21 protein-coding genes are annotated in these 21507 nt (G+C 58.1%); 11 read left to right on the top strand and 10 right to left on the bottom strand.

What is annotated here, in order from left to right; all coding sequences use genetic code 11:
- Positions 1-51: 51 nt before the first annotated feature.
- The 5 genes from ABI171_RS18940 to msrA form a co-directional block, all read right to left on the bottom strand.
- A complete protein-coding gene (locus ABI171_RS18940; RefSeq protein ID WP_348094091.1) occupies positions 52-1896 on the bottom strand; it encodes a glycoside hydrolase family 15 protein in 1845 nt (614 codons plus the stop codon).
- An 18-nt stretch (positions 1897-1914) separates the two neighbouring features.
- Positions 1915-2649 (bottom strand): trehalose-phosphatase, encoded by a 735-nt coding sequence (gene otsB / locus ABI171_RS18945; RefSeq protein ID WP_348094092.1) that lies wholly within the window; start codon positions 2647-2649, stop codon positions 1915-1917.
- Between the two features lie 132 nt (positions 2650-2781).
- Positions 2782-3099: a hypothetical protein gene (locus ABI171_RS18950; RefSeq protein ID WP_348094093.1), complete on the bottom strand. Its 318-nt coding sequence runs from the start codon at positions 3097-3099 to the stop codon at positions 2782-2784.
- Between the two features lie 105 nt (positions 3100-3204).
- Complete coding sequence (pssA, locus tag ABI171_RS18955) at positions 3205-3822, bottom strand: CDP-diacylglycerol--serine O-phosphatidyltransferase (RefSeq protein ID WP_348094094.1); 618 nt, start codon at positions 3820-3822, stop codon at positions 3205-3207.
- A gap of 142 nt (positions 3823-3964) precedes the next feature.
- The gene (gene msrA / locus ABI171_RS18960) at positions 3965-4711 is read right to left on the bottom strand and encodes a peptide-methionine (S)-S-oxide reductase MsrA (RefSeq protein ID WP_348094095.1); all 747 of its coding nucleotides are present in this window, start codon (positions 4709-4711) and stop codon (positions 3965-3967) included.
- 211 nt (positions 4712-4922) lie between these two features.
- Between msrA and ABI171_RS18965 the strand changes: the two genes are divergently transcribed.
- The gene (locus tag ABI171_RS18965; RefSeq protein ID WP_348094096.1) at positions 4923-5396 is read left to right on the top strand and encodes a GNAT family N-acetyltransferase; all 474 of its coding nucleotides are present in this window, start codon (positions 4923-4925) and stop codon (positions 5394-5396) included.
- On the opposite strand, the gene ABI171_RS18970 is transcribed toward ABI171_RS18965, so the two are convergent.
- Both ABI171_RS18970 and ABI171_RS18975 read right to left on the bottom strand, forming a co-directional pair.
- Positions 5393-6538 (bottom strand): acyltransferase, encoded by a 1146-nt coding sequence (locus ABI171_RS18970; RefSeq protein WP_348094097.1) that lies wholly within the window; start codon positions 6536-6538, stop codon positions 5393-5395. The genes ABI171_RS18965 and ABI171_RS18970 overlap by 4 nt on opposite strands.
- A 95-nt stretch (positions 6539-6633) precedes the next feature.
- Positions 6634-7239: an NUDIX domain-containing protein gene (locus ABI171_RS18975; RefSeq protein ID WP_348094098.1), complete on the bottom strand. Its 606-nt coding sequence runs from the start codon at positions 7237-7239 to the stop codon at positions 6634-6636.
- Between the two features lie 116 nt (positions 7240-7355).
- Here ABI171_RS18975 and ABI171_RS18980 point away from each other — a divergent pair, with 116 nt between their 5' ends.
- Together ABI171_RS18980 and ABI171_RS18985 are read left to right on the top strand one after the other, a co-directional pair.
- On the top strand, positions 7356-8111 hold the full coding sequence (locus ABI171_RS18980) for a DeoR/GlpR family DNA-binding transcription regulator (protein WP_348094099.1): 756 nt from the start codon (positions 7356-7358) through the stop codon (positions 8109-8111).
- A 95-nt stretch (positions 8112-8206) separates the two neighbouring features.
- On the top strand, positions 8207-8761 hold the full coding sequence (locus ABI171_RS18985) for a GNAT family N-acetyltransferase (RefSeq protein WP_348094100.1): 555 nt from the start codon (positions 8207-8209) through the stop codon (positions 8759-8761).
- 6 nt (positions 8762-8767) lie between these two features.
- Here the strand turns inward: ABI171_RS18985 and soxR are convergent, their stop codons facing one another.
- Complete coding sequence (gene soxR / locus ABI171_RS18990; RefSeq protein WP_348094101.1) at positions 8768-9253, bottom strand: redox-sensitive transcriptional activator SoxR; 486 nt, start codon at positions 9251-9253, stop codon at positions 8768-8770.
- An 82-nt stretch (positions 9254-9335) separates the two neighbouring features.
- Between soxR and ABI171_RS18995 the strand changes: the two genes are divergently transcribed.
- Both ABI171_RS18995 and ABI171_RS19000 read left to right on the top strand, forming a co-directional pair.
- Positions 9336-10367 carry a questin oxidase family protein gene (locus ABI171_RS18995; protein ID WP_348094102.1) on the top strand — a complete coding sequence of 344 codons (1032 nt, stop codon included), beginning with the start codon at positions 9336-9338 and terminating at the stop codon, positions 10365-10367.
- A 77-nt stretch (positions 10368-10444) separates the two neighbouring features.
- The gene (locus ABI171_RS19000; protein WP_348094103.1) at positions 10445-10903 is read left to right on the top strand and encodes a GNAT family N-acetyltransferase; all 459 of its coding nucleotides are present in this window, start codon (positions 10445-10447) and stop codon (positions 10901-10903) included.
- Between the two features lie 74 nt (positions 10904-10977).
- Here ABI171_RS19000 and ABI171_RS19005 read toward each other — a convergent pair whose 3' ends face one another.
- Positions 10978-11268 carry a hypothetical protein gene (locus ABI171_RS19005; RefSeq protein ID WP_348094104.1) on the bottom strand — a complete coding sequence of 97 codons (291 nt, stop codon included), beginning with the start codon at positions 11266-11268 and terminating at the stop codon, positions 10978-10980.
- A 77-nt stretch (positions 11269-11345) separates the two neighbouring features.
- Positions 11346-11735, bottom strand: coding sequence for a hypothetical protein (locus ABI171_RS19010; protein WP_348094105.1), 390 nt, complete (start codon positions 11733-11735; stop codon positions 11346-11348).
- 270 nt (positions 11736-12005) lie between these two features.
- Between ABI171_RS19010 and ABI171_RS19015 the strand changes: the two genes are divergently transcribed.
- From ABI171_RS19015 to thrS, 6 genes are all read left to right on the top strand, one after another.
- A complete protein-coding gene (locus ABI171_RS19015; protein WP_348094106.1) occupies positions 12006-12620 on the top strand; it encodes a VOC family protein in 615 nt (204 codons plus the stop codon).
- Positions 12621-12793: 173 nt separating this feature from the next.
- Complete coding sequence (locus ABI171_RS19020) at positions 12794-13129, top strand: hypothetical protein (protein ID WP_348094107.1); 336 nt, start codon at positions 12794-12796, stop codon at positions 13127-13129.
- Between the two features lie 315 nt (positions 13130-13444).
- Complete coding sequence (locus ABI171_RS19025; protein ID WP_348094108.1) at positions 13445-14608, top strand: efflux RND transporter periplasmic adaptor subunit; 1164 nt, start codon at positions 13445-13447, stop codon at positions 14606-14608.
- Positions 14601-17696 (top strand): CusA/CzcA family heavy metal efflux RND transporter, encoded by a 3096-nt coding sequence (locus ABI171_RS19030; protein ID WP_348094109.1) that lies wholly within the window; start codon positions 14601-14603, stop codon positions 17694-17696. The genes ABI171_RS19025 and ABI171_RS19030 overlap by 8 nt, the downstream gene beginning before the upstream one ends.
- A 29-nt stretch (positions 17697-17725) precedes the next feature.
- Complete coding sequence (locus ABI171_RS19035; RefSeq protein WP_348094110.1) at positions 17726-19231, top strand: efflux transporter outer membrane subunit; 1506 nt, start codon at positions 17726-17728, stop codon at positions 19229-19231.
- 363 nt (positions 19232-19594) lie between these two features.
- A complete protein-coding gene (gene thrS, locus ABI171_RS19040) occupies positions 19595-21502 on the top strand; it encodes a threonine--tRNA ligase (RefSeq protein WP_348094111.1) in 1908 nt (635 codons plus the stop codon).
- Positions 21503-21507 lie beyond the last annotated feature (5 nt).

The raw sequence follows: 21507 nt of genomic DNA on the forward strand, positions 1-21507 counted from the left end.
TTCCTTTCTTGATTTTAAAAACATAGGATGGAATGGCGTTGCCAGATACGTTCAGATGGCGCTCTCCCAGGCGGCGGACAAGCGCATGGCGCAATTGATGATGCCGACCATGGAATACGTCTGCGGGAAGTTACCCCACATCTCGCCGGTGACCGGATGCGTGTCTTCCGATAGCAGGCCGAGATGGTTGCGCGCCGCCAGCATGGCTTCGAAAATGGCGCGCGCCTGCTCTTTACGGCCAATCCGCGCCAGCGCATCAATGCGCCAGAAGGTGCAGATATTGAATGCGCTTTCCGGCCGGCCGAAGTCGTCCGGCGCTTCGTAGCGTCGCATGTAAGGGCCGTCGCACAGATATTTTTCCAGCGTGTCGACGGTGGCGATGAAGCGTTCATCGGTCGGCGCCACCAGGCCCACTTCCACCATCAGCAGCACGCTCGCGTCCAGGTCGCGGCCACCGAAACTTTCGGCGTAGGCTTGCCGTTCTTCATTCCAGGACTCAGCCAGGATGCGCTCGCCGATGATCGTCGCCCGTCCGTGCCAGTAGCCGGCGCGTTCCGTCAGCTCCAGCTTGGCGGCAATCTTGGCCAGACGGTCGCAGGCGGCCCAGCTCATCAGCGCAGACGAGGTATGAATCCGAGAGCGGGTGCGCAATTCCCACATGCCGGCATCGGGCTGGTCGTAGAGCGCGAATGCGCGCTCACCGACTGCTTCCAGATGGGTGAACTGTTCGACTCCTGAACGATGCAGCAGGCGCTCATCGTGAAACGATTGCGCCGCACCGAGAATGATATTGCCATACACATCGTGCTGGAAATGTTCGTATGCCTGGTTGCCGACTCTTACCGGCGCATGGTTGCGATAACCTGGCAGGTGATCGAGTATCACTTCCGGCAACGCTTCTTCAAGGCCGATGCCGTACAAGGGCTGGACATGGCCGCCGGCGCTGCGCACCACCACATTGCCGAGCCAGCGCAGATAGTCTTCCATGGTGCCCAGTTCGGACAAGCTGTTAAGCGCCCGCACCACAAAGAAAGCGTCGCGCAGCCAGCAATAGCGATAATCCCAGTTGCGCGCGCTGCCCGGCGCTTCCGGCACGCTGGTAGTCATGGCGGCGATGATTGCGCCGGTGTCTTCATACAGCGACAGCTTGAGAGTAATCGCTGCGCGAATCACGGCAGCCTGCCATTCCAGCGGCGTGGCCAGCGCGCGGCTCCAGCTGCGCCAGTAAGTCAGTGTTTCTTGCTCCAGGCGGCGGGCGGTATCGTTGATCCCTTCGCTCATGGTCTCATCCGGTCCCAGGATGAAGTTGAGCGGACGGCTGACGACAAAAGAGGTTTCAGCCAGCAGGTAGCTGAGCGGAGCGTCTGTATTCAGACGCAGGGTCTGTGTCGCGCCGATGTAGCGTATGTGATTGCTGCCGCGCGTGATGACCGGCATTTCGCGGCCCCAGTCGAAACGCGGGCGCAGCAAGATGCGCAGGCGCGGCGCACCCTTCAGCGGTTGTATGCGACGAACGATGGTCAGCGGACGGAAGAAGCGGCCGCGGTTGGGAAAGCGCGGCGCGAAATCGGTAATCTCGACACCCTGGCCCAGGGTGTCATGCAGGCGGGTATGCAGTACTGCGGTGTTAGGCTCATACCACTGCTCGCTGTGCGAAAAATTCTCTAGCTGAAAACTCCATAGGCTACCGTTGTCGCTCGGATCGAGCAGGGCATTGAACACCGGATCGCCATCGAAGCGCGGCAAACAGCACCAGACAATGCGCCCGAGTTTATCGATCAGGGCGTTAAACGAACAATTGCCGATGACGCCGAGATCGAGGGAAGAGGTAGAGGGTATCGCATCGTCGGCCGCAACAGAGATAGCGGCCGACGTTTCCGTTGGAGGCGTGGTCATGACTTCCTTCTTTCTGGTTTATTGTTTTGCCAACTGTACCAACATGGCGCGCACGGCGGCGGCGCTGGCGATACGGCTGTGAGCCATGCTGTCGCCCGGGCCGACCTTGATGCCGAGACCGCCGCCCTGTACCGACTGGACCCAGGCGAAACCGGCTTCATCGGTGATATCGTCGCCGATGAACACCGGACGGCGGCCGACGAAAGGCGCTTCTTGCATGAAGGCGGCGATCGCGTTGCCCTTGCCAATATCGGCAGTCTTGGCTTCGACCACCATCTTGCCCCGCAACATGACAAATCCCTGTTCCTGCAGCAGCGCTTCGGTCATCGCCTGCAGGCAGTCGTGCTCGAGTTCCGGCGCGCGCCGGTAATGCAGCGCCAGTGCGCCGCGTTTGACTTCCAGCAGCAAGCCGGGATGCCGGGAGACCAGCGGGTTGAGATAGTCCAGCAGGCGTTCGACCGCAGGCACCGGCAGATAGGTCATGCGGCCGTCGGCGCTGCGCCGTTCGACGCCATGGACGCCGGCTGTAGGTAAACGCAATGGTGCGAGGAAATGATCAATCTGTTCCAGCGGTCGGCCGGTAACGATGGCCAGCGCGCCGTTGGCAGCTTGTTGTAGCCGTTGCAAGCTTGTTATCAGGTCCGGTGGCACCAGCACGTTCTCCGGCCGGGGAGCGAGATCGACAAGGGTGTTGTCGAAATCCAGGAACAAGGCATCAACGGTAAAATCGTAAGCATGGTTTTGTAGAGGCATGCTATGTATGGTGGATTAATTAAGAATTAGTTCCCATGACAAATATGACGCATGCCGGTCTGATGTCAAAATGCTACTGGCAGAGCAGTTGGACAAGAGGGTTGTGGCGGGTTTGGGGTCTGCGCAAGATGTCTAGAAACCCTGCGCCTTCATTGCCTCGAATTCCATGGCCGCATTGAATTCTTCACTGGCTTCGATCGGTTCCATTGCATCGTCGACAAAAGTGGCGGCGCGCTCGGCGGCGCTTTTTGCCACATCCAGGTCGAGACCGGATTCTTCTTCGTCTTCGCCCGGCGGCTCCAGCATGTCTTTCAGCATAGCGTTCAGTTCCGGCGTGTCCCATGCTTCACCATGACGTTTCTTGACGGTGATGTAGTGACGGATTTCCACGTCTTGCTCCGGCGTCAACGGCAGCCCGCGAAAACTGGTCTTCGGATCAATATCGGTCATGATGTAACTCCCGAGATGCTCTAGCAACGAGTGTAGACCTATTGTGGGCGCTAGTGGCGACTCGGGTGAAGTTTATGCCGCATTTTTATCTGCGGCCCGGGCGGCTTACAATTTGGGGATGCGGATCCGGCTCACCATCAAGGCGCCGGACAGGGCGAACATCAGCACCAGCGGATGAAACTGGAAGCCGGCGACAAACACCACGCCGAACCACAGTTGCTCGCCCAGGGCGCCATGCCAGGCAGCCGCCGCCAATACCAGCACCAGCAGCAGTGAAGTCGGGATGGGCGTGCCTTCGAAATATTTCACCTTGTCGCCGCCGTCGGACAATTGTTCCGAGGTGACGTTGTAACGCGCCAGGCGCGATACCCCGCAGGCGACAAAAAATACCAGGATGATGCGGTCCACCAACCCCTGCATGCCGCAGCCATAGGCAATGATGGCCGGCGCAACGCCGAACGAAATCACATCGGCCAGCGAATCCAGCTCGCGCCCCATGGCGGAGCTTTGCGCACGCCAGCGTGCAATGCGGCCATCGAGGATATCGAAAACCAGTGCGGCGGGAATCAAGGCGCAGGCGATGAGCAAGTGCATCACTTCGCGGTTCTGCAGGTACGTCATGACGGAAAACAAGGAGCCGACGCCGCAAAACGCGTTGCTCAGGGTGAACCAGTCCGCGAGATGGAACTCGCGGATCATTGAAAACGGCTTTGGTTTGGTCATTACGATAATCCGAGGGCTGATAGTGATAAAAGAAGAACAAATGTCATCCCTGAATTTATCACATAGCGCGCAGGCACCGGTAACTGTTGCTACCGTCATCGCGCCATGTCCGGGTGACCGGGCATGGCGGTGTTTGAATTACTTAGCGCGCATCTGCCTTGGCAAGCACCGGCTGAGCCCGGTACATGTCTGGGAACAAGCGCTTGAGATCGTCGATCTTGGGCAAGTCGTTGACCACGATGTACGGATAGCTCGGATTACGCGTCAGGAAATTCTGGTGGTAGGACTCCGCAGGATAGAAGCCGCGCAACGGTTCCACTTTGGTGGCCACCTGGCTGCTGAACACTTTGCCGTGGTCGAGCTGCGCCACATAGGCTTGCGCAACCTTGCGTTGCATGTCGTTGGCCGGAAACACTGCGGAACGATACTGGGTGCCGCTATCCGGTCCCTGGCGATTGAGCTCGGTCGGATCGTGCGCTACCGAGAAAAATATCTGCAGCAGCTTGCCGTAGGTAACCTGCGTCGGATCATAGGTGATCTGCACCGATTCCGCGTGGCCGGTATCGCCCTCGCTGACGCGATTGTATTGCGCGGTGTCGCGGTTGCCGCCCGAATAGCCGGACACTACATTGGTGACGCCGCGCACATGCTGGAACACTCCTTGCACGCCCCAGAAACAGCCGCCGGCCAGGACCGCGGTTTCCGAGTGATCGCCGGCGGCGACCTGTTCGTCGCTGGCGGGCGCGGGAACCACTTTTGCCGCTTCCGAGGAAAAGGCCAGGTTCTGGCTAAGCAGCACGGCTGCGCCGAGCCAGAGCGCGGTGCGCAAGCCTTTGACCCAAGGCGAAGGCAGGGTAGTCGGTTTGATTTTTGTTGGCAAGTTGTCCATGATGATCATCCTGTTGAATGTGATAAGTATTGCTGAGCTGGTATTTAGTCGGCAAAGAAGGGATTTCCTTACGACAGATGCGGACTGTTTTTTCTATCTTTGATGTCGGGCTGGCTGCGCGTGAGCGCGATGTTGCTTTGCCAATTCGCCCATGACAACATGCCAAGGCGGCTTCCTGTCAGCTGATACTTATATATACGAGAGAGAGTGTATGACGGTTTCAATAAGGCCGCCGGTTGCTGCGGATTACGTCGCGATTGCGGCATGGATTCCTGATGCCGTCGCCTGTGTACGCTGGGCCGGTCCGCAACTCGCCTATCCATTCGATCCTGAACAACTGCCGCAATTGCTACAGGTACAGCCGGGCGCCAGCTTTGCGCTGTGCCAAAGTGATGGCGATCTGCTCGGTTTCGGCCAGTACCGGCTGCGCCAGCCTGGTGTTGCTCACTTATGCCGGATCATCATTGCGCCCGAGGCGCGCGGCAGAGGCCTGGGTAAAATCCTGTGCCGTCAGCTCATGGAAGAAGCAAGCCGCACAGCTATGGCGCAGGCCGCGACCTTGCGCGTGTATCGCGATAATCCTGCGGCGCGCGCCGTGTACGCTGAACTGGGATTTATCGCGGTCGAAGCCGAGTCGACCGTCGATGTCCTATGGATGCAGAAGAAGATCAGCCGCGCCGGCTAAGTCAGCGATGCCGCCGGTGGCAGCGGACGTAAAAATGCATTCCTGAGCCAGGCGTTCACCGGTTCGGAATAGAAGCGCGCGATCAGGCCGGCCACGATGGCGGAGAGAATCAGGAACAAGGCCAGCGCCGGCAGTTTCCACGCATAAGGCATGGCGCCTTTGGGCACGACGCTGCGCATCAGCCCCAATACGACGATGTGGAACAGGTACAACTCATAGCTGTGCCGCCCTAGCCAGCGGATTGCGCCCAGCAAGCGATTTTTTTTCAGCCACGCCGGCACATTGTCATTGCGTGCGCCCAGCAGCAATACCGCGGTGCCGGCAGCGATCAGGCTGAAGCCGAAGACTTCGTTGCCATCGATGCCGCGCAGATAAACCGTGGCAACCAGGCATGCCGCAGCGATCTGGGTCAGACGCCAGGCGATTCCGTGCAGGCGAATCTTGTCGGCAAACAGCGCTGCAAAACAGCCGAAGGCGATCGCATCGAAGCAGGCTGCGTAGGCATACATGAAATAGATTTCGTCATCGGTATGGGAACTGCGATAGATCGGGCCGATGATGATCGCCAGCGCCCATATCGCGGCAATTGCCCACTGCCGTTTCAAGCCGAAACACAGCAGCGGAAACACCAGGTAGAACACCTCTTCCACCGACAGCGACCAGTAGATATTCATCGCATAGTTGAAATACCAGGCGTGCTGCATCAGTACGTTGTGCCAGAAGGTCAGGACCGACAGCACCGCCAGCGGCATGCCGACAGCCGGCCATCCGGGCTGGGCGACATTGATGAATTCCGGCTGGCCGAGCAGGCCCAGTATGGCGATGACGGCAAGCGCCACCAGCAGGCAAGGGAATATCCGCGCCATGCGGAAGAGATAAAAGCGCGGGATGCTCACATGGCGCAAGCTGCCGTAGCGCTTGATGGTGGTAGAGGTGATCAGGTAGCCGGAGATCACGAAGAACATGGTGACGCCGTAGTTGCCGTTGATCGCCAGCGCCCGGATGGCTTCCTTGGAAAACAGATAGCGCAGCGGACTATCGGTCAACGCATAGGATAACTGGTAGTGCAGCAGCAGGACCAGGCAGATTGAAATCCCCCTTAGTAAATCTATTTTGAAGTTGCGGGAATTATCAAGAGTCATGGATTTTTCATTTCCTGGCGGGTTCTGGCAGGGCGGATTTTACTGTTGATTTACGTGCGGCTGCAAAAAGCAACGCGCTTATTTTCTCTCTTTGTTTAACCGTTGCTTGCGGCCGCCGGCAGCAAGTGCAGCTGGGCGTATTGCAGCAGCATGATGGTTTTGCCGTCGGCGATTTCACCGCTGGCGACCATCTGCAAGGCGCGCTCCAGCGGCAGTTCCAGCACCTGGATATCTTCGCCTTCGGCTTGCAGGCCGCCGCCGTCGCCGACGCGCGAACCGGGCTCATATTCGGCGACGAAAAAATACAGTTTTTCGGTGACCGACCCTGGGCTCATGAATGCTTCGAATATCTTGCGGACCTGATGCACCCGGTAGCCGGTTTCTTCTTCGACTTCCGCCCTGATACGCTGTTCCGGGCTGGCGTGATCCAGCAAGCCGGCAGCGGTTTCGATCAGGAAGCCGTCATGTCCTTCGCCAAAAGTGGGGAAGCGGAACTGGCGGATCAGGATGACGCTGCAGCGCTCGCGGTTGTAGAGCAGGATGGTGGCGCCGTTGCCGCGATCATAGGTCTCGCGCGTCAGGGTTTGCCAGCTGCCGTCGCCGCGACGGTAGTCGAAGGTGGTTTTTTTCAATAGGTACCAGTCGTCCGACAATACCTCGACGTTGCGGATTCTGACTCTGCTGATTCTGTCATCGTGCATGGAAATCTCCTGATGTGGTTTGCGCGGGCTTGCATTGCTGGAATTTACCATGCAATATCGTGAAATATCAAGAAAAAACGTGCAAACTGATTAGCACATAACTTCACACATAACTTATGCTCACTCTGCAACGCAAACAACACCTGCTGGAAATCCTCGAGCGCGACGGCCAGATTGTCGCTAAAACACTCAGTGAACAACTCGGTTTGTCCGAAGACACGATCCGTCGCGATTTGCGGCAATTGGCACAGGAAGGCTTGCTGCAGCGCGTGCACGGCGGCGCCTTGCCGGCCTCGCCGGCGCTGGCTACCTTTGCTGAACGGCAGCAGATATCGCCCGACGCCAAGCCGGCCATCGGCCGCGCCGCCGCTGCCATGATCCAGCCTGGCCAAGTGGTGTTCATCGATGGCGGCACCACCGCAGTGCAACTGGTGCGGCAGTTGCCGCCGTCACTGCGCGCGACCGTGGTGACGCATAGTCCGTCAATTGCGATCGAGCTGGTGGCGCACAAGCACGTCGAAGTCATCATGATAGGCGGCCGTTTGTTCAAGCACTCGATTGTTGGAGTAGGGGCGGCGGCGATCGAAGCTATCGGGCGGATCCGCGCCGATCTGTATTTCATGGGCGTATGCAGCCTGCATCCCGAAGCCGGCATCAGCACCGGCGATTTCGAGGAAGCCTGCGTCAAGCGCGCGCTGAGCGATGCGGCGGCGAAGACAGTGGTGCTGGCTTCGCCGGAAAAGTTGGATACTGCGTCGCCATTCCAGATTGCGCCCTTGAGCCAGGTAACTCACATCGTGGTCAATGCTGAGGTGGCCGAGCACTTGATCGCACCATATCGAAAGATGGGGATAGCGATTACGCTGGCTTAGTTTTTTACGGTTGCTGGGTATGATCAAAATCTTCGTCAGGCGGCCTTTGCGCTATGATGAAGATAGTCTGCTTACAGAAATTCTTATACACATCCATGCATCACATCAACCCGCCTGACCTGGCGCACGAACTTGTTTACTTGCGTCCACTAACCAGAGCGGATGCGCCTGCCTGGTATGTGTATCTGACCTTGCCGCATGTGCTGGAGCATACCAGCTGGCAGCTTCACTCCATCGACGATTTGCTGCAGAAATTCGATGCCTTGGAATCAGCGGATCCCGCATCGGAGCTGCGCTTCGCTATCGTGCTGCGCAGTTCGGGCGCGCTGGTCGGAACGATCGGCTTTCACAGTTTGTCGTTGCTGAACCTGACTGCAGAGATCGCCTATGATCTTGCTCCCGAGGTCTGGGGCAGGGGCGTTGCGCCGTCCGCCTGCATGGCGATGGTGGACTGGGCTTTCGCGCGCCTTGGTGCGGTGCGGGTGCAAGCCACCGCTCTCGATTCAAATACCCGCACAGTGAGAGTGCTGGAAAAATCCGGTTTCCAGCGTGAAGGCTTGTTGCGCAACTTCAGGATGGTGCGCGGCGAATCGCGTAATTTCTGGATTTACGCGCGCATTCGTCCAGACATCGACAGCGCAAAGTCGTAGCTTGCATCAGGCCGGTTTTACCAGGCCGGTTTCGGTGAGGCGAGCTTCGGAACGGTCGCCCAGCAGATAGCGCGGCCCGCTGCCGCGGCGTTGCGCCGTATCTTCCGGATTGTAGAGCGCGCACTTTTTAAGCGACAGGCAACCACAGCCTATGCACGAGGTGAGCTGATCGCGCAATGCCGTCAGCGTGTCGATGCGCTGTTGCAGCAGCGGTTGCCAGGAGCGCGACAGGCGTTCCCAATCCTGCTTGGTCGGCGTGCGTTGCAAAGGCAGGGTAGACAAGGCCAGCTTGATTTCCTCAAGGCTGAGCCCTACCGCCTGCGCCACACGGACGAAGGCCACCCGGCGCAGCACATCCCTGGAGAATTGCCGCTGCCGTCCTGCCTCGCGCTTGCTGGCGATCAAGCCTTGTTCTTCATAAAAACGCAATGCGCTGGCGGCGACGCCGGAACGTTTCGCCAGCTCGCCGATGGTGATCAATATATCGTTCATGCTGTTCCTCGAAATTCTTGTTGACTTCAAGTTTACTTGAACTTTGATACTTCGGTTGTCATAACGATTCCGGGACCATCCGATGAGCGAATTAATCCAGAATTTGATCCTCCAGCAACTGCTTGACGCCAACAGCCGTTTTGCGCTGAACGGCAAGGGCACGACCAATCATTGCCCGATGGCGCTCTGCGCGCTCGCCGCCATGGGCGCTTCACCGGCGCGCTTACAGGATTTTTTCGAGCAATGGGAGCGCCGCTTTGCTGTGTTGGAAGCGCCGCCGGTCATGCGCATCGAGCGCGGATCATGGCCGGCACATATTGGCCAGCCTGAGGCTTTTGCCGCCTTGCGTCTGTGTTTCCAGGATTGGATCATGGTAGAGGGGACCGATGCGGTGCTCGCGCAAGTGTTGAGCCGGCTGCCATTTGCGCCTGCAAGCGGCGCATTTCACGCTGTGATCAGGCTCTCTTACGGGCTGGAAGCAATGCATGACGGTGAAATCGCTGCCGGCTTGGCGGCGCTGGTCAGCGGCAATCTTCCTGTCGCAATTGACACAGACGAGCATGCCGCGGCAGCATCCGCCAGCGCCGGACTGGCCGCCTTGTCGGCGATCTTGCACGGCACTGTATTCCAAGGCGACTGGATTACAGCCCGCATGCGGGCGGTAACAATGAATCCGATGTTTCGATCGGCGCTACCGGCACCACCGAGATTGACGCCGCTGAATGCTGCGTTGCTGGACGACATGGCGCGTCTGGCGATTCAACTGTATTGGCAAACAAATAATTTCACTGCGCTGCACGTTGTCACCGGCTTGCATGCGGCGCGCCGTGTTTTTAGTCATTTGCCGGAGGCGGTCGCGGAGAGTCTGGTGCCGGATTTGTGGAAAGCTTTCTGTGCCGCCTACGTGTCGACCGGGGCGCCGCCGGTTACCGATGGCGCTGCCTATTCTCTGGCGGATGGCGCCGATCCGTGGCCGCCCCTGTTCAGGCAGGTGCTGGCCTCAAATGACGAGCACGACATTAAAATTGTTTACACATGCTATTGCGAGAATTTGCGCGCTCCTTCAGCCTTGTATCATGCTGCGGCCGCCCGAAGAGTCAGGCATCCGGGCTGATGTTCTGCGGCGGATCCATGGTAAATTCTGGACTTGAATTCCCCAACCGGCTATTACGCCAGCCTTGGATCCGCCGCATGATTGACGCCATACAAGCAGTTGAAACCCGTGATCTGGATCAGCTCAGGAAGTTTATGGAGCGGATCATCGTCGTCGAGAAGGTAGCCGATAACCTTGCCCTGCAAGCCGAGCTGATTCATAACGTGCATCAGAACCTTGACTGGTGGCAGGCAAACCGTGAACACTGCTGTCATCTTAAATATACGCGCGACGGCCAGATCGTCGCCGTGGTGCTGGTCAAGAATTTCTGGAATCTATGTAGTCTGTTCGTGACGCCAGAACTGCATCGCCAGGGCATCGGCCGCGCGCTTATCCAGGCCGCAATCCAGCAGTGCCGCGCGCTGACCGAGCGGCCTGCAATCCGCCTCAACTCAGCCCCGAGTGCTGTCCCCTTCTATGCATCCATAGGATTCCGGCACGAAGAAAGCACAAGAACGCTGCCGCCCGGATTCAAGGCCATGGCGCTTCGATTGTGAGTCTTGCATCCTTAGCCGCCGTCGCATAAAGCGGCAACAAGCGGCATAAAGTCCCGCAGCGGTTTAAGCCCCGGTTAGCACTTGGCAAAAAACATCTTGGTCTTGGCGTCTTTGCGTTCCTTGTCTATCCATTCCTTGGTCTGGACCGGGGTTTGCTGTTCAGCGATGCGGCCTTTGCGCGCAACCCGCTCGTCATCCATGCGGTCGAGTTCTTGCACACGATCTTGCAAGCGCCGACATTCTTCGCTGGCACCCGGTTTCGCGTTGTCCAGCGATGCGCGCGCGGCGCTTTCTTGGGCATGTACGATAGAGATACTGGCCGAGGCCAGCATCATGGCGATGGCGATTGATTTTTTTATGGTCATGTTTGTCGTTGATAAAATTAATATGAGTGAAGAGCAATTGTCAGGCCCGCTGGCTTTGCCGGCGGCCCGCCGCTGATTTAACGATGGCGGTAATCATTTCCGCGGCCATGATCGCGGCGGCCATCGCGTCGGTGATCATAACCTCCACGATGGTTGCCGTGCTGCCAGCCGCCGCGGCGCAGCTCCCAGCCGTTGCGGCCGTGTTGCCACTGCGGCCGATCGTAGCGGTAGCCGTTACGCGCCTGTTCCCAATGCCCTCCGGCCCAGACGTGGCGGCGGCCATCCCAGTTCCAGTAACCAGGCGCCCACAGATAGCCGACCCGTGGCGGCGGCGCGCGTTCGTATCTTGGCGGCGGTGGCGGCACGCCGATCGTGATATTCACGCCAACCTGTGCCATGGCCTGGGAAGGCAACAAAGCGGCCGCGCCGACCGCAACCAGCGCAAATGCGCAGAGCATACGTTTCATAGATGCTTTCTCGTGTTGTTCGTTGGGTACAACTATACCTGCGATTGTCTGATCGCCAAGTAATGATGCAATTAATTACATACAGAATTTTCCGATGCCTGGCGCAATCTTGCGGTATCCCCACAGAGGATATGCGCGCAACGGATTTGAAATTGATTTGATATGATGGCTTGCAATAACTCGGCAATCCAATGCTCAACTCCCTATGCCTCCGCATCCAATCGCAATTAATTTTTCACATCCGCCGCTGCACTTGTCGGTAAGCTCACCGTGCTGAGTACGCGCATCGATCACCTTGTTGTCACGGCGGCCTCGTTGGAGCTGGGCGTGGAGTATGTGCATCGAATGCTGGGCGTTACGCTTGAAACCGGCGGTGAACATCCGCGCATGGGCACGCACAATTGCCTGTTGCGGCTGGGCGATGCACTGTTCCTCGAAGTGATTGCCATCAATCCTGACGCGCCGCATCCAGGCCGGTCGCGCTGGTTCCCGCTTGATGCTCTCAACCCGGATTCTCAGCCGCGTCTGGCGACTTGGGTGGTGCGCACCAACGATATCCACGCGGCGGTTGCGGTATCGCCGATACCACTAGGCGCCATTGAGCCGATGACACGCGGTCAGTTGAATTGGCTGATTACGATTCCCGAGGATGGCGGCCTGCCTATGGACGGCGTCGCGCCGGTATTCATTGAATGGCAGGCGCAGCCGCATCCCGCCGCCAAATTGCAGAATCTTGGGTGTTCCCTGGTGCGCCTGGAGGCACGTCATGCTGAAGCGGAGAAGCTCAGTGGCCTGCTGCATCCACCGTACAAACTAGTCTGGTTGCCTATATCCAGACTCCGTCGGGTTTGTGCCAACTCGGGTTTCCGACGAGCGATGTCGTGATATAGCAATATTTTGTTATTTTTGACAAGAAATTGACTTTGCTACCAGCCTTCGATGCTCTACTTTCCCCGCCTTTCTGATGATAGTTGTTGTTTGTCAGCATTTTGTCAGCTTTCCTTCAGGTTTCTGACAGGATCGCTCTGTAGTCTGTAGCAGTCCCAGTGTGGGGCCATATGCCGATTCCTGCAAAAAGCGATCGCATGTGTCGGATTTTTTACTGGTTGCCTATCTTTATCTGCAGCTTGTTGAAATCAAACGGCTATCGGCAATGGACGCTAACTGGCGCTACTTCAATGTTAAAAAAATCCTTATTGTTTTGGCGTCCAGCCTCAATGGTTCCGATGTTGCCGCTGTATCTTGGCGCTGGGAAAAATAGTTATTCCAAGGAACAGCCTCGCCTCCTTTTCAACATGGCAAAGCGTCAATTCACGCTTGTCGATGAAAGGAGCAGGCGGGCCGATGGTTTGAAATCCCCTTTGATCAAGGCGCCGGCAGATCCGAGTCCTTGATGCGAGCCATTCTGGAGCGTTAGCCAGACAGCAAAGCAGTATTTTGTCCGGTGCACGTACCTTGAGCAGCTTCCCAGTCGCCACACTAAACCGGCGCAGCCAGCATGGCATGGCCACATCCGGTTGCAAAAAACAGGATCCCGTCCGCGCATTGATTCGAGCAGCAGCGCGGGATGACGTGAAAATTGATCTTCTACTCTGAGTAACATCATGAACAACAATATTATTAGGGCTTACGCAAAACTGTCCCGGCTAGGCACGACGACGAAGACAGTACGGCGTACGGCTAGGAGGAGTAACGCCGCTGGGGCAGTTTTGCGTAAGCCCTATATGCAGCGCCAGCCCATGGCGATCCTGATCATCGGCGCGCTGATTGTCGCCGGAATCGCGATTGCCGGGTTCGATCACCAAGGCAAGGCTGCTGCCGCCGAGGCGAATGCCAACGCCACGCCAAATTTCATCAAGCAGGATGAGCGCATCACGATTCCGGAACGCTCGCCATTGCGCTCGCGCCTCGCGGTCCAAACCGTCGCTTCACTAGATGCCGCACACACGCTGGAATTGCCGGCGCAAGTAGAGGCAGATCCGGCGCGCACTACCAATATCTTGCCGCCAGCGGCTGGCAAGGTGCTTGAGTTGAAGGTTGGTCTCGGCGATCACGTGCGTAAAGGGCAGTTGTTGCTAGTGATGACCTCAGGCGATTTTGCCCAGGCTACCGCTGATCTGCAAAAGGCCCGCGATGCCTTGCAACTTGCCAAACGTATCGTCGAGCGGCAGGGCGGCGTGCAGCAAGCCGGGGCCGGCGCCGCTAAAGATCTGGAGCAAGCTGAAAGCGTGTATTCCCAGGCTCAGTCTGAATTTTCAAGGGCCGATACGCGCCTCAAATCCCTGAGCGCCAACGGCGCAACGGCGGCTGACAGCGGCGGCCAGCGCCTCAACCTGGTCGCACCGACCACCGGCAGTATCACGGCGCTGTCCGTCAGCGCGGGGCAGAGCGCCAACGATGCAACCGCATCGTTGATGACTATCGCCAATCTGGAGAACCTGTGGATTACCGCCAATGTGCCAGAAAACATGCTGGCCTCGGTGAAAAAAGGGCAGACAGTAAATATTCGTTTGCCGGCTTATCCTGGCCAACAGTTTCATGGCACGGTGTCGTTCATCAGCGACATCCTGCAACCCGACACGCGCCGCGCGCTGGTGCGCATCGCTGTTTCCAATGCAGACGGCAAATTCAAGCCGAACATGTTTGCCAACGCCTCCTTCGCCGTCGCCCAAGCGGTGCAGCCGGTGGTGCCGACTTCGGCGCTGCTGATGAACAATGACAACACCACCGTTTTCGTCGAAGTGGCACCCTGGACGTTTATCCGTCGCACGGTGGAAACCGGCTACGAAGAAAACGGTAGTGCACGAATTCAAAACGGCTTGAATGTCGGTGAGCGCGTGGTCACCAAAGGCGGAGTGTTGCTCAATGATTAATAATATTGTCCGCTTTTGCCTGCACAAGCGTTATGCAGTGATTCTAGTGACGATTCTGGTTGCGCTGTTTGGTTATTATTCCTGGACCCGGATGGCAGTCGAGGCTTACCCGGAGCTGGCCGATGTGCAAGCCCAGGTCACCACTCAGGTCTCCGGGCTGGCGGCGGAAGAAATAGAACAGCAGATCACCGTTCCCCTGGAGCGCGTATTGAGCGGCACGCCAGGCCTGGTGAACATGCGCTCGTCGTCGACCTTTGGTCTGTCTCTTATCACCTTGAGGTTCAAAGACGGCACCGAAGATTATTGGGAGCGCCAGCGCGTCATCGAGCGCATCGCCAGCGCGACGCTGCCGACCGGCGTTACGCCTAGTCTCGATCCTGTCAGTGGCCCGGCAGGAGAGATTTATCGCTACACGCTTGAATCGGACAGCAAGAATCTCATGGAGTTGTCAGAGATTCAGCGCTGGATTGTGATGCCCTCGCTGAAACAGGTACCAGGGATTGCCGACGTCAATAATTTTGGCGGCTTTACCATGGAGTATGAGCTCGAGGTCGATCAGAAGCAGTTGCAGCGCTATGGCGTGGCGCTGACTGATGTGACGACTGCCATCAGCAATAACAACGCTAATGCCGGCGGCAGCCGTATTACGCGTGGCGAACAAGGCTATGTGGTACGCGGCATCGGCATGATGCACAGCCTGACCGATCTCGGCAACGTGGTGGTCAAGCAGGTCAACGGCGTACCGGTGCTGGTGCGGGATCTGGGCAAGCTGCAAAACAGTCATCAAGAGCGGCAAGGCATTCTTGGCAAGAACAATAATCCCGACACGATCGAAGGCATTGTGCTGCTGACCAAGTATCAGAATGCTTCCGAAGTCATCAAACAGGTACATGCCAAGGTCGATGAACTGCAAAAGCAGCTGGCGCCACAGGGCGTAAAAATCGTTCCCTATATCGACCGCGACGACCTGATCCAACTGACCGTGCATAAAGTGAGCCACACGGTGCTGGAAGGGATCGGCCTGGTCTGCATCGTGCTGATTCTGTTTCTGGGCAGCCCGCGCAGCGCGCTGGTGGCGGCGGTGACGATCCCGTTGGCGCTGGTGGCGGTATTCATCATGATGTATATCACCAAGATGCCGGCCAATCTGTTTTCGCTGGGTGCAATCGACTTCGGCATTATTGTCGACGGCGCGATCGTGGTGACCGAGGCCATCCTGCGGCGGCGCGAAGCGAAGCCGACCGAGGTGTTGAGCCAGGCCGAAGTCCGGGCGGCGACCACCGAAGTGATCCGGCCGATTTTCTTCGCCACGCTGATCATCATCAGCGCCTATCTGCCACTGTTCGCTTTTGAACGCGCCGAAGGAAAATTGCTGTCGCCGATGGCGTTCACCGTCAGCTATGCATTGATCGGCGCGCTCTTGTGCAGCTTGGTGCTGGTGCCCGGGCTTGCTTATATGGCCTTGCACAAGCCGCGCAAGATATTCCATAACAAACCGCTCGAATGGCTGAGCGCAGGTTATCGCAATACCCTCGGACGCCTGCTGCGCAATTCGTGGGTATCGTACACGATAGGTGGCGTCGCGCTGGTCGGCGTGATCCTGCTGGGTATGGCCACCGGCCGTGAATTCATGCCGGAGTTGGATGAAGGTACCTTGTGGCTGCAAGTGCAATTGCCGTCTGGTCTGTCTTTGGAAAAAGCCAGCGAAATGGCCGGTGAATTGCGCCATGCCTTGCTCGAGTTTCCCCAGGTGGCGACAGCCGTCACCCAGCTTGGGCGCAGCGATGACGGTACCGATCCATGGACGCCGTCGCACATGGAAGTGCCAGTCGGCTTGACGCCATACAGCACCTGGAAGAACGGCGAGACCAAGGCGCAGTTCGTGCATCGCCTGAGCGAGCGCTTCAAGCAGTTGCCTGGCCTTTCCATCGGCATCAGCCAGCCTATCAGCGATGGCGTCAATGACGCGGTAGGTGGCGCTCACAGTCCTTTGGTGATTCGCGTGTACGGCGACGATTTCAAAGAGATGCGCCATATCGGCAACCAGATTGTCGATGTCTTGCTCGGCGTGCAGGGAACTGCGGATGTCTCCATCTTCCAGGAGCCGCCGGTGCCGCAGATGGTGCTCGATATCGACCGCGCTGCGGCGGCACGCCTTGGCATCAATGTCAGCGACGTCACCAGCCTTATCCAGACTGGCATGGGTGGTGCTTCTGTGACGAAGATGTATGTGGCAGACCGCATGTACAACGTGACGGTACGCTATCCCAAAGCCGACACGAATACGCCGGAAGCTCTGGGCAATCTGTTACTGACTGCACCAGGCGGCGCACGCATCCCGTTGTCTCAGGTGGCGCGCATTCGCACGGCGAACGGCGAAAGTACGATTACGCGCGAGAATACGCAGCGCCAGTTGACGGTGCGCCTGGACTACGCGAATCGCGACCTGTTGTCGTATTACGAGGACGCAAAGGCCAAGGTTGCACAGAACGTCCGTTTCGATAACAGCAAATATCACCTCGAGTGGGCCGGCCAGTTTGAAAACCAAGCGCGGGCACAGGCACGGCTGATCGTGGTGTTCGGCCTGGTGCTGGCGCTGATGCTGATTATCTTGTTTGCCGGTTTTGGCAAGTTGCGGCAAGCGTTGCTGGTCCTCGGCGTGGTGCCGCTGGCGGCGCTGGGCGGCCTGATTGCGCTGCACGTCACCAATAGCACCATCAATGTCGCCTCCGGCGTCGGCTTCATCGCCTTGTTCGGCGTGGCGGTACAGAACGGCATCATCATGGTGTCCAACATCAACCGCGTGCGGCAACAGGGGATGGCGCTGCAGGAAGCAGTGCTGGCAGGCGCCTTCGAGCGCTTCCGTCCGGTGCTGATGACGGCCACCGTGGCGTCGGTCGGCATGTTGCCGGCGGCGCTGGCGACCGGGGTCGGTACCGATGTGCAGCGCGGTCTGGCAACGGTGGTGGTGGGCGGTTTGGTTGTCGCCACCTTGCTGACGCTCTTCATTTTGCCGGCCTTCTATTTCTCGCTGGAGAGCTGGGTGGAACGTCGCCGCGGCGCCAGCGAAGTGCGCGATGGCCGCTAACCAGATAAGAATCTTGAGCAGGTGAAAACATGAGCACATTTACATCCCATTCAACCGCGAAGACCAAAGGCGCGCGTCTCGGACCGGTGTCGGCGCTGGCGCTGATCCTGGCTTTGTCAGGCTGCGCCGCCGGACCGGATTTCCGGCAACCGGAGGCGCCCGCGGTCAAGGGCTACACCAAAGAGCCGTTCGAATCCAGAACCCCATCCACCGCCACCATCGGCGGCGACGCCCAGCAATTTGTCGACGGCATGGATATACCAGCCCAGTGGTGGACCTTGTTCAATTCACCGGCATTGAACGCGGTGATCGAGCAGGCGCTCAAGGCCAATCCCGATCTGCAATCGGCGCAGGCGGCGCTGCGCGCGGCGCAGGAGCAGGTGACGGTGCAGCAGGGCGCATTTTTCCCGAGTGCGAACGGCAGTCTTGTGCCGACCCGGCAGAAGCAGCCGGTATCGGCTGGCCAGGGCACTTCGCCATTCAATCTGTATACTGCACAGGTCAGTGTTTCCTACACGCTGGATGCTTTCGGCGGCAACCGGCATCAGGTCGAAGGCTTGCAAGCGCAGGCTGAGCAGCAGAAATTCCTGCTGGAAGGGGCGTATTTGACGCTGACCTCGAATGTGGTCGCGGCCGCAGTGCAGGAGGCGGGATTGCGGGCGCAGATTGCGGCGACGCAGGAAGTACTCAAGATCCAGGGCGAATTGCTGGCGCTGTTGCAGCGCCAGTATCAGCTGGGCGATGTGGCCCAGGCCGACGTTGTGGTGCAGCAGGCGGCAGTGGCCCAGACCCGGGCCAGCCTGCCGCCGTTGCAAAAATCGCTGGCGCTGCAGCGCGATCTCTTGACCGTGCTGGCAGGGCGCTTCCCGAGCGAAGAACTGGAACAGAAATTCGACCTGGCCAGTCTCACTTTGCCGCAGCAATTGCCGGTCAGCCTGCCATCCAGCCTGGTCCGGCAACGGCCCGACGTGCGCTCGGCGGAAGCCCTGCTGCATGCCGCCAGCGCCGCCGTCGGCGTGGCGACCGCCAATATGCTGCCGCAGATTACGCTGAGCGCCAATATCGGCAGCGCGGCGGCGCAAATGGGCGACTTGTTCACCTCAGGCACCGGCCTATGGAGCCTGGTCGGCGGCTTGACGCAGCCGCTGTTTGCAGGCGGCGCGCTGCTGCACAAGAAACGCGCTTCGGAAGCGTTGCTGGACCAGGCCGCGGCGCAGTATCAAAGCACCGTTATCCACGCTTTCCAGAACGTCGCCGACAGTCTGCGCGCCCTGCAATATGACGCCGATGCGCTGCAAGCGCAATATCTGGCTGAACGTGCGGCGGCAAACAGCCTGGAGATTTCGCGTAAATCGGTCAAGCTTGGCGCCGCCACGCCGCAGACCCTGCTGACCGCACAGCAAACCTATCAGCAAGCTGTGATCGCGGTGGCGCAGGCGCAGGCGGCACGGTTTGCCGATACGGCGGCGTTGTTCCAGGCTTTGGGTGGCGGCTGGTGGAATCGTAGCGAGCCGTTGGCTGCTGTAGCGAAGTAAGTCAAATCTGCCTGTCGTGCCTTCAGCGCGATTTAGGCAGATTAGCAACACCCTATGTTGCGCGCTTGCCATTCCGTATAAATTTTCTGGTATGATCGGTAGCATCCAGTTGCCGCCATTTCTTTGGCGGGCCAGCTGAAATCAATTGAACATCTGTAAGAGCGAGAAAGGCATCCCGGTTATGACACCGCGAACTACCACCACAATCTGTGAGCGACGCTAGTCGAGGCCTTTTTCTACCTGCATGATGAAAAAAGCGCGGCTGGTCCGCGTTTTTTTTCGTCCGCGTTTTTGTAATGTACAAATTAATTAATTCAATTTAATCCGGCATGGTCCCGAGCGACCGCCGATATGGGGCTCAAAATGATTGCAGTCAAACTTCCCGATGGTTCACAGCGTCAATTCGATGCGCCGCTGACTGTGGCGCAGGTCGCCGCCAGCATCGGCGCCGGGCTGGCCAAGGCGGCGCTGGCCGGCAAGGTCGATGGCAAATTGGTGGATACGTCTTTCCTGATCGAGCGTGATGTCGAACTGGCGATCGTGACCGACAAGGATGCCGACGGCCTGGAAGTGATCCGTCACTCGACAGCGCATTTGCTGGCGTATGCGGTCAAGGAACTGTTTCCCGATGCGCAAGTGACTATCGGTCCGGTAATCGACAACGGCTTTTACTACGATTTCGCTTACAAGCGTCCGTTTACCCCGGAAGACTTGCTGGAAATCGAAAAGAAGATGGCCGAGCTGGCCAAGAAGGATGAGCCGGTCACACGCAAGGTAGTGGCGCGCGATGAAGCGATTGCCTATTTTGAATCGATCGGCGAGGCCTACAAGGCGGAGCTGATCGGCTCGATTCCGCAAGACCAGGAAGTCTCTCTCTACACAGAAGGTAAATTCACCGACTTGTGCCGCGGGCCGCACGTGCCATCGACCGGCAAGCTGAAAGTGTTCAAGCTGATGAAGCTGGCCGGCGCCTACTGGCGCGGCGATGCGAAAAATGAAATGCTGCAGCGGGTCTACGGGACTGCCTGGGCCAAGAAGGATGAGCAGGAGGCTTATCTGCACATGCTGGAAGAGGCGGAAAAGCGCGACCACCGCAAGCTGGGCCGTGCGCTGGACCTGTTCCATTTCCAGGATGAAGCGCCGGGCTTGATTTTCTGGCATCCGAAAGGCTGGACTATCTGGCAACAGGTCGAACAGTTCATGCGCCGCGTTTATCAGGACAATGGTTATCAAGAAGTCAAGGCGCCGCAGATACTGGACCGTTCCTTGTGGGAAAAGACAGGCCATTGGGAAAATTATCGCGACAACATGTTTACGACTGAATCGGAAAATCGCAGCTACGCGTTGAAGCCGATGAATTGCCCTGGGCATATCCAGATTTTCAATTCCAGCCTGCATAGCTATCGCGACCTGCCTTTGCGTTTCGGCGAATTCGGCCAATGCCATCGCAATGAGCCGTCTGGCGCCTTGCATGGCATGATGCGGGTGCGCGGCTTTACCCAGGATGATGGCCATATTTTCTGTACGGAAGAGCAAGTGCAGGAAGAGGTCGCCGCCTTCGATAAAGTGGTGCGCAAGGTGTACGCCGATTTCGGTTTCACTGAAGTGGCGGTCAAGCTGGCGTTGCGTCCCGACAAGCGGGTAGGTGAGGACGATGTCTGGGACAAGGCTGAAAATTCCTTGCGCGAGGCAATCCGCGCCTCGGGTACCGAGTGGGAGGAATTGCCGGGCGAGGGTGCATTCTATGGTCCGAAAATCGAGTATCACCTGAAGGATTCGATCGGCCGTTCCTGGCAATGCGGCACCATGCAGGTCGATTTTTCGATGCCGGGCCGGCTCGGCGCGGAATATGTCACTGAAGACAACGGCCGTAAAGTGCCGGTCATGCTGCATCGGGCGATCGTCGGCTCGCTGGAGCGTTTTATCGGTATGCTGATCGAAAACCATGCCGGTGCGATGCCTCTGTGGCTTGCTCCAGTGCAAGTTGTTGTTTTGAATATCTCCGATGCCCAGTCTGAATATGTGCAGAATGTTGCACAAACGCTGAAAAAACAAGGGTTTAGGGTAGAGACTGATTTGCGTAATGAGAAGATTACCTATAAAATACGGCAGCATTCTTTGCAGAAGCCGCCTTATATACTGGTTGTCGGTGATAAAGAGCGGGATGCAAACACAGTGGCCGTGCGAGCGCGGGGCAATGTCGATCTGGGTGTGATGCCTATCGATGTACTGGTGGAGCGCCTCAAGAACGAGGTCGAGACCAAAGCCTGAACGGG

The sequence above is a fragment of the Collimonas sp. genome, from assembly GCF_039923675.1.
Classification (GTDB): Bacteria; Pseudomonadota; Gammaproteobacteria; order Burkholderiales; family Burkholderiaceae_D; genus Collimonas.

Bases quoted from the DNA above. Each gene is read 5' to 3' on its own strand.
- ABI171_RS18940 (WP_348094091.1), bottom strand. From the start codon at position 1,896: ATGACCACGCCTCCAACGGAAACGTCGGCCGCTATCTCTGTTGCGGCC.
- otsB (WP_348094092.1), bottom strand. From the start codon at position 2,649: ATGCCTCTACAAAACCATGCTTACGATTTTACCGTTGATGCCTTGTTC.
- ABI171_RS18950 (WP_348094093.1), bottom strand. From the start codon at position 3,099: ATGACCGATATTGATCCGAAGACCAGTTTTCGCGGGCTGCCGTTGACG.
- pssA (WP_348094094.1), bottom strand. From the start codon at position 3,822: ATGACCAAACCAAAGCCGTTTTCAATGATCCGCGAGTTCCATCTCGCG.
- msrA (WP_348094095.1), bottom strand. From the start codon at position 4,711: ATGGACAACTTGCCAACAAAAATCAAACCGACTACCCTGCCTTCGCCT.
- ABI171_RS18965 (WP_348094096.1), top strand. From the start codon at position 4,923: ATGACGGTTTCAATAAGGCCGCCGGTTGCTGCGGATTACGTCGCGATT.
- ABI171_RS18970 (WP_348094097.1), bottom strand. From the start codon at position 6,538: ATGACTCTTGATAATTCCCGCAACTTCAAAATAGATTTACTAAGGGGG.
- ABI171_RS18975 (WP_348094098.1), bottom strand. From the start codon at position 7,239: ATGCACGATGACAGAATCAGCAGAGTCAGAATCCGCAACGTCGAGGTA.
- ABI171_RS18980 (WP_348094099.1), top strand. From the start codon at position 7,356: ATGCTCACTCTGCAACGCAAACAACACCTGCTGGAAATCCTCGAGCGC.
- ABI171_RS18985 (WP_348094100.1), top strand. From the start codon at position 8,207: ATGCATCACATCAACCCGCCTGACCTGGCGCACGAACTTGTTTACTTG.
- soxR (WP_348094101.1), bottom strand. From the start codon at position 9,253: ATGAACGATATATTGATCACCATCGGCGAGCTGGCGAAACGTTCCGGC.
- ABI171_RS18995 (WP_348094102.1), top strand. From the start codon at position 9,336: ATGAGCGAATTAATCCAGAATTTGATCCTCCAGCAACTGCTTGACGCC.
- ABI171_RS19000 (WP_348094103.1), top strand. From the start codon at position 10,445: ATGATTGACGCCATACAAGCAGTTGAAACCCGTGATCTGGATCAGCTC.
- ABI171_RS19005 (WP_348094104.1), bottom strand. From the start codon at position 11,268: ATGACCATAAAAAAATCAATCGCCATCGCCATGATGCTGGCCTCGGCC.
- ABI171_RS19010 (WP_348094105.1), bottom strand. From the start codon at position 11,735: ATGAAACGTATGCTCTGCGCATTTGCGCTGGTTGCGGTCGGCGCGGCC.
- ABI171_RS19020 (WP_348094107.1), top strand. From the start codon at position 12,794: ATGCCGATTCCTGCAAAAAGCGATCGCATGTGTCGGATTTTTTACTGG.
- ABI171_RS19030 (WP_348094109.1), top strand. From the start codon at position 14,601: ATGATTAATAATATTGTCCGCTTTTGCCTGCACAAGCGTTATGCAGTG.
- ABI171_RS19035 (WP_348094110.1), top strand. From the start codon at position 17,726: ATGAGCACATTTACATCCCATTCAACCGCGAAGACCAAAGGCGCGCGT.
- thrS (WP_348094111.1), top strand. From the start codon at position 19,595: ATGATTGCAGTCAAACTTCCCGATGGTTCACAGCGTCAATTCGATGCG.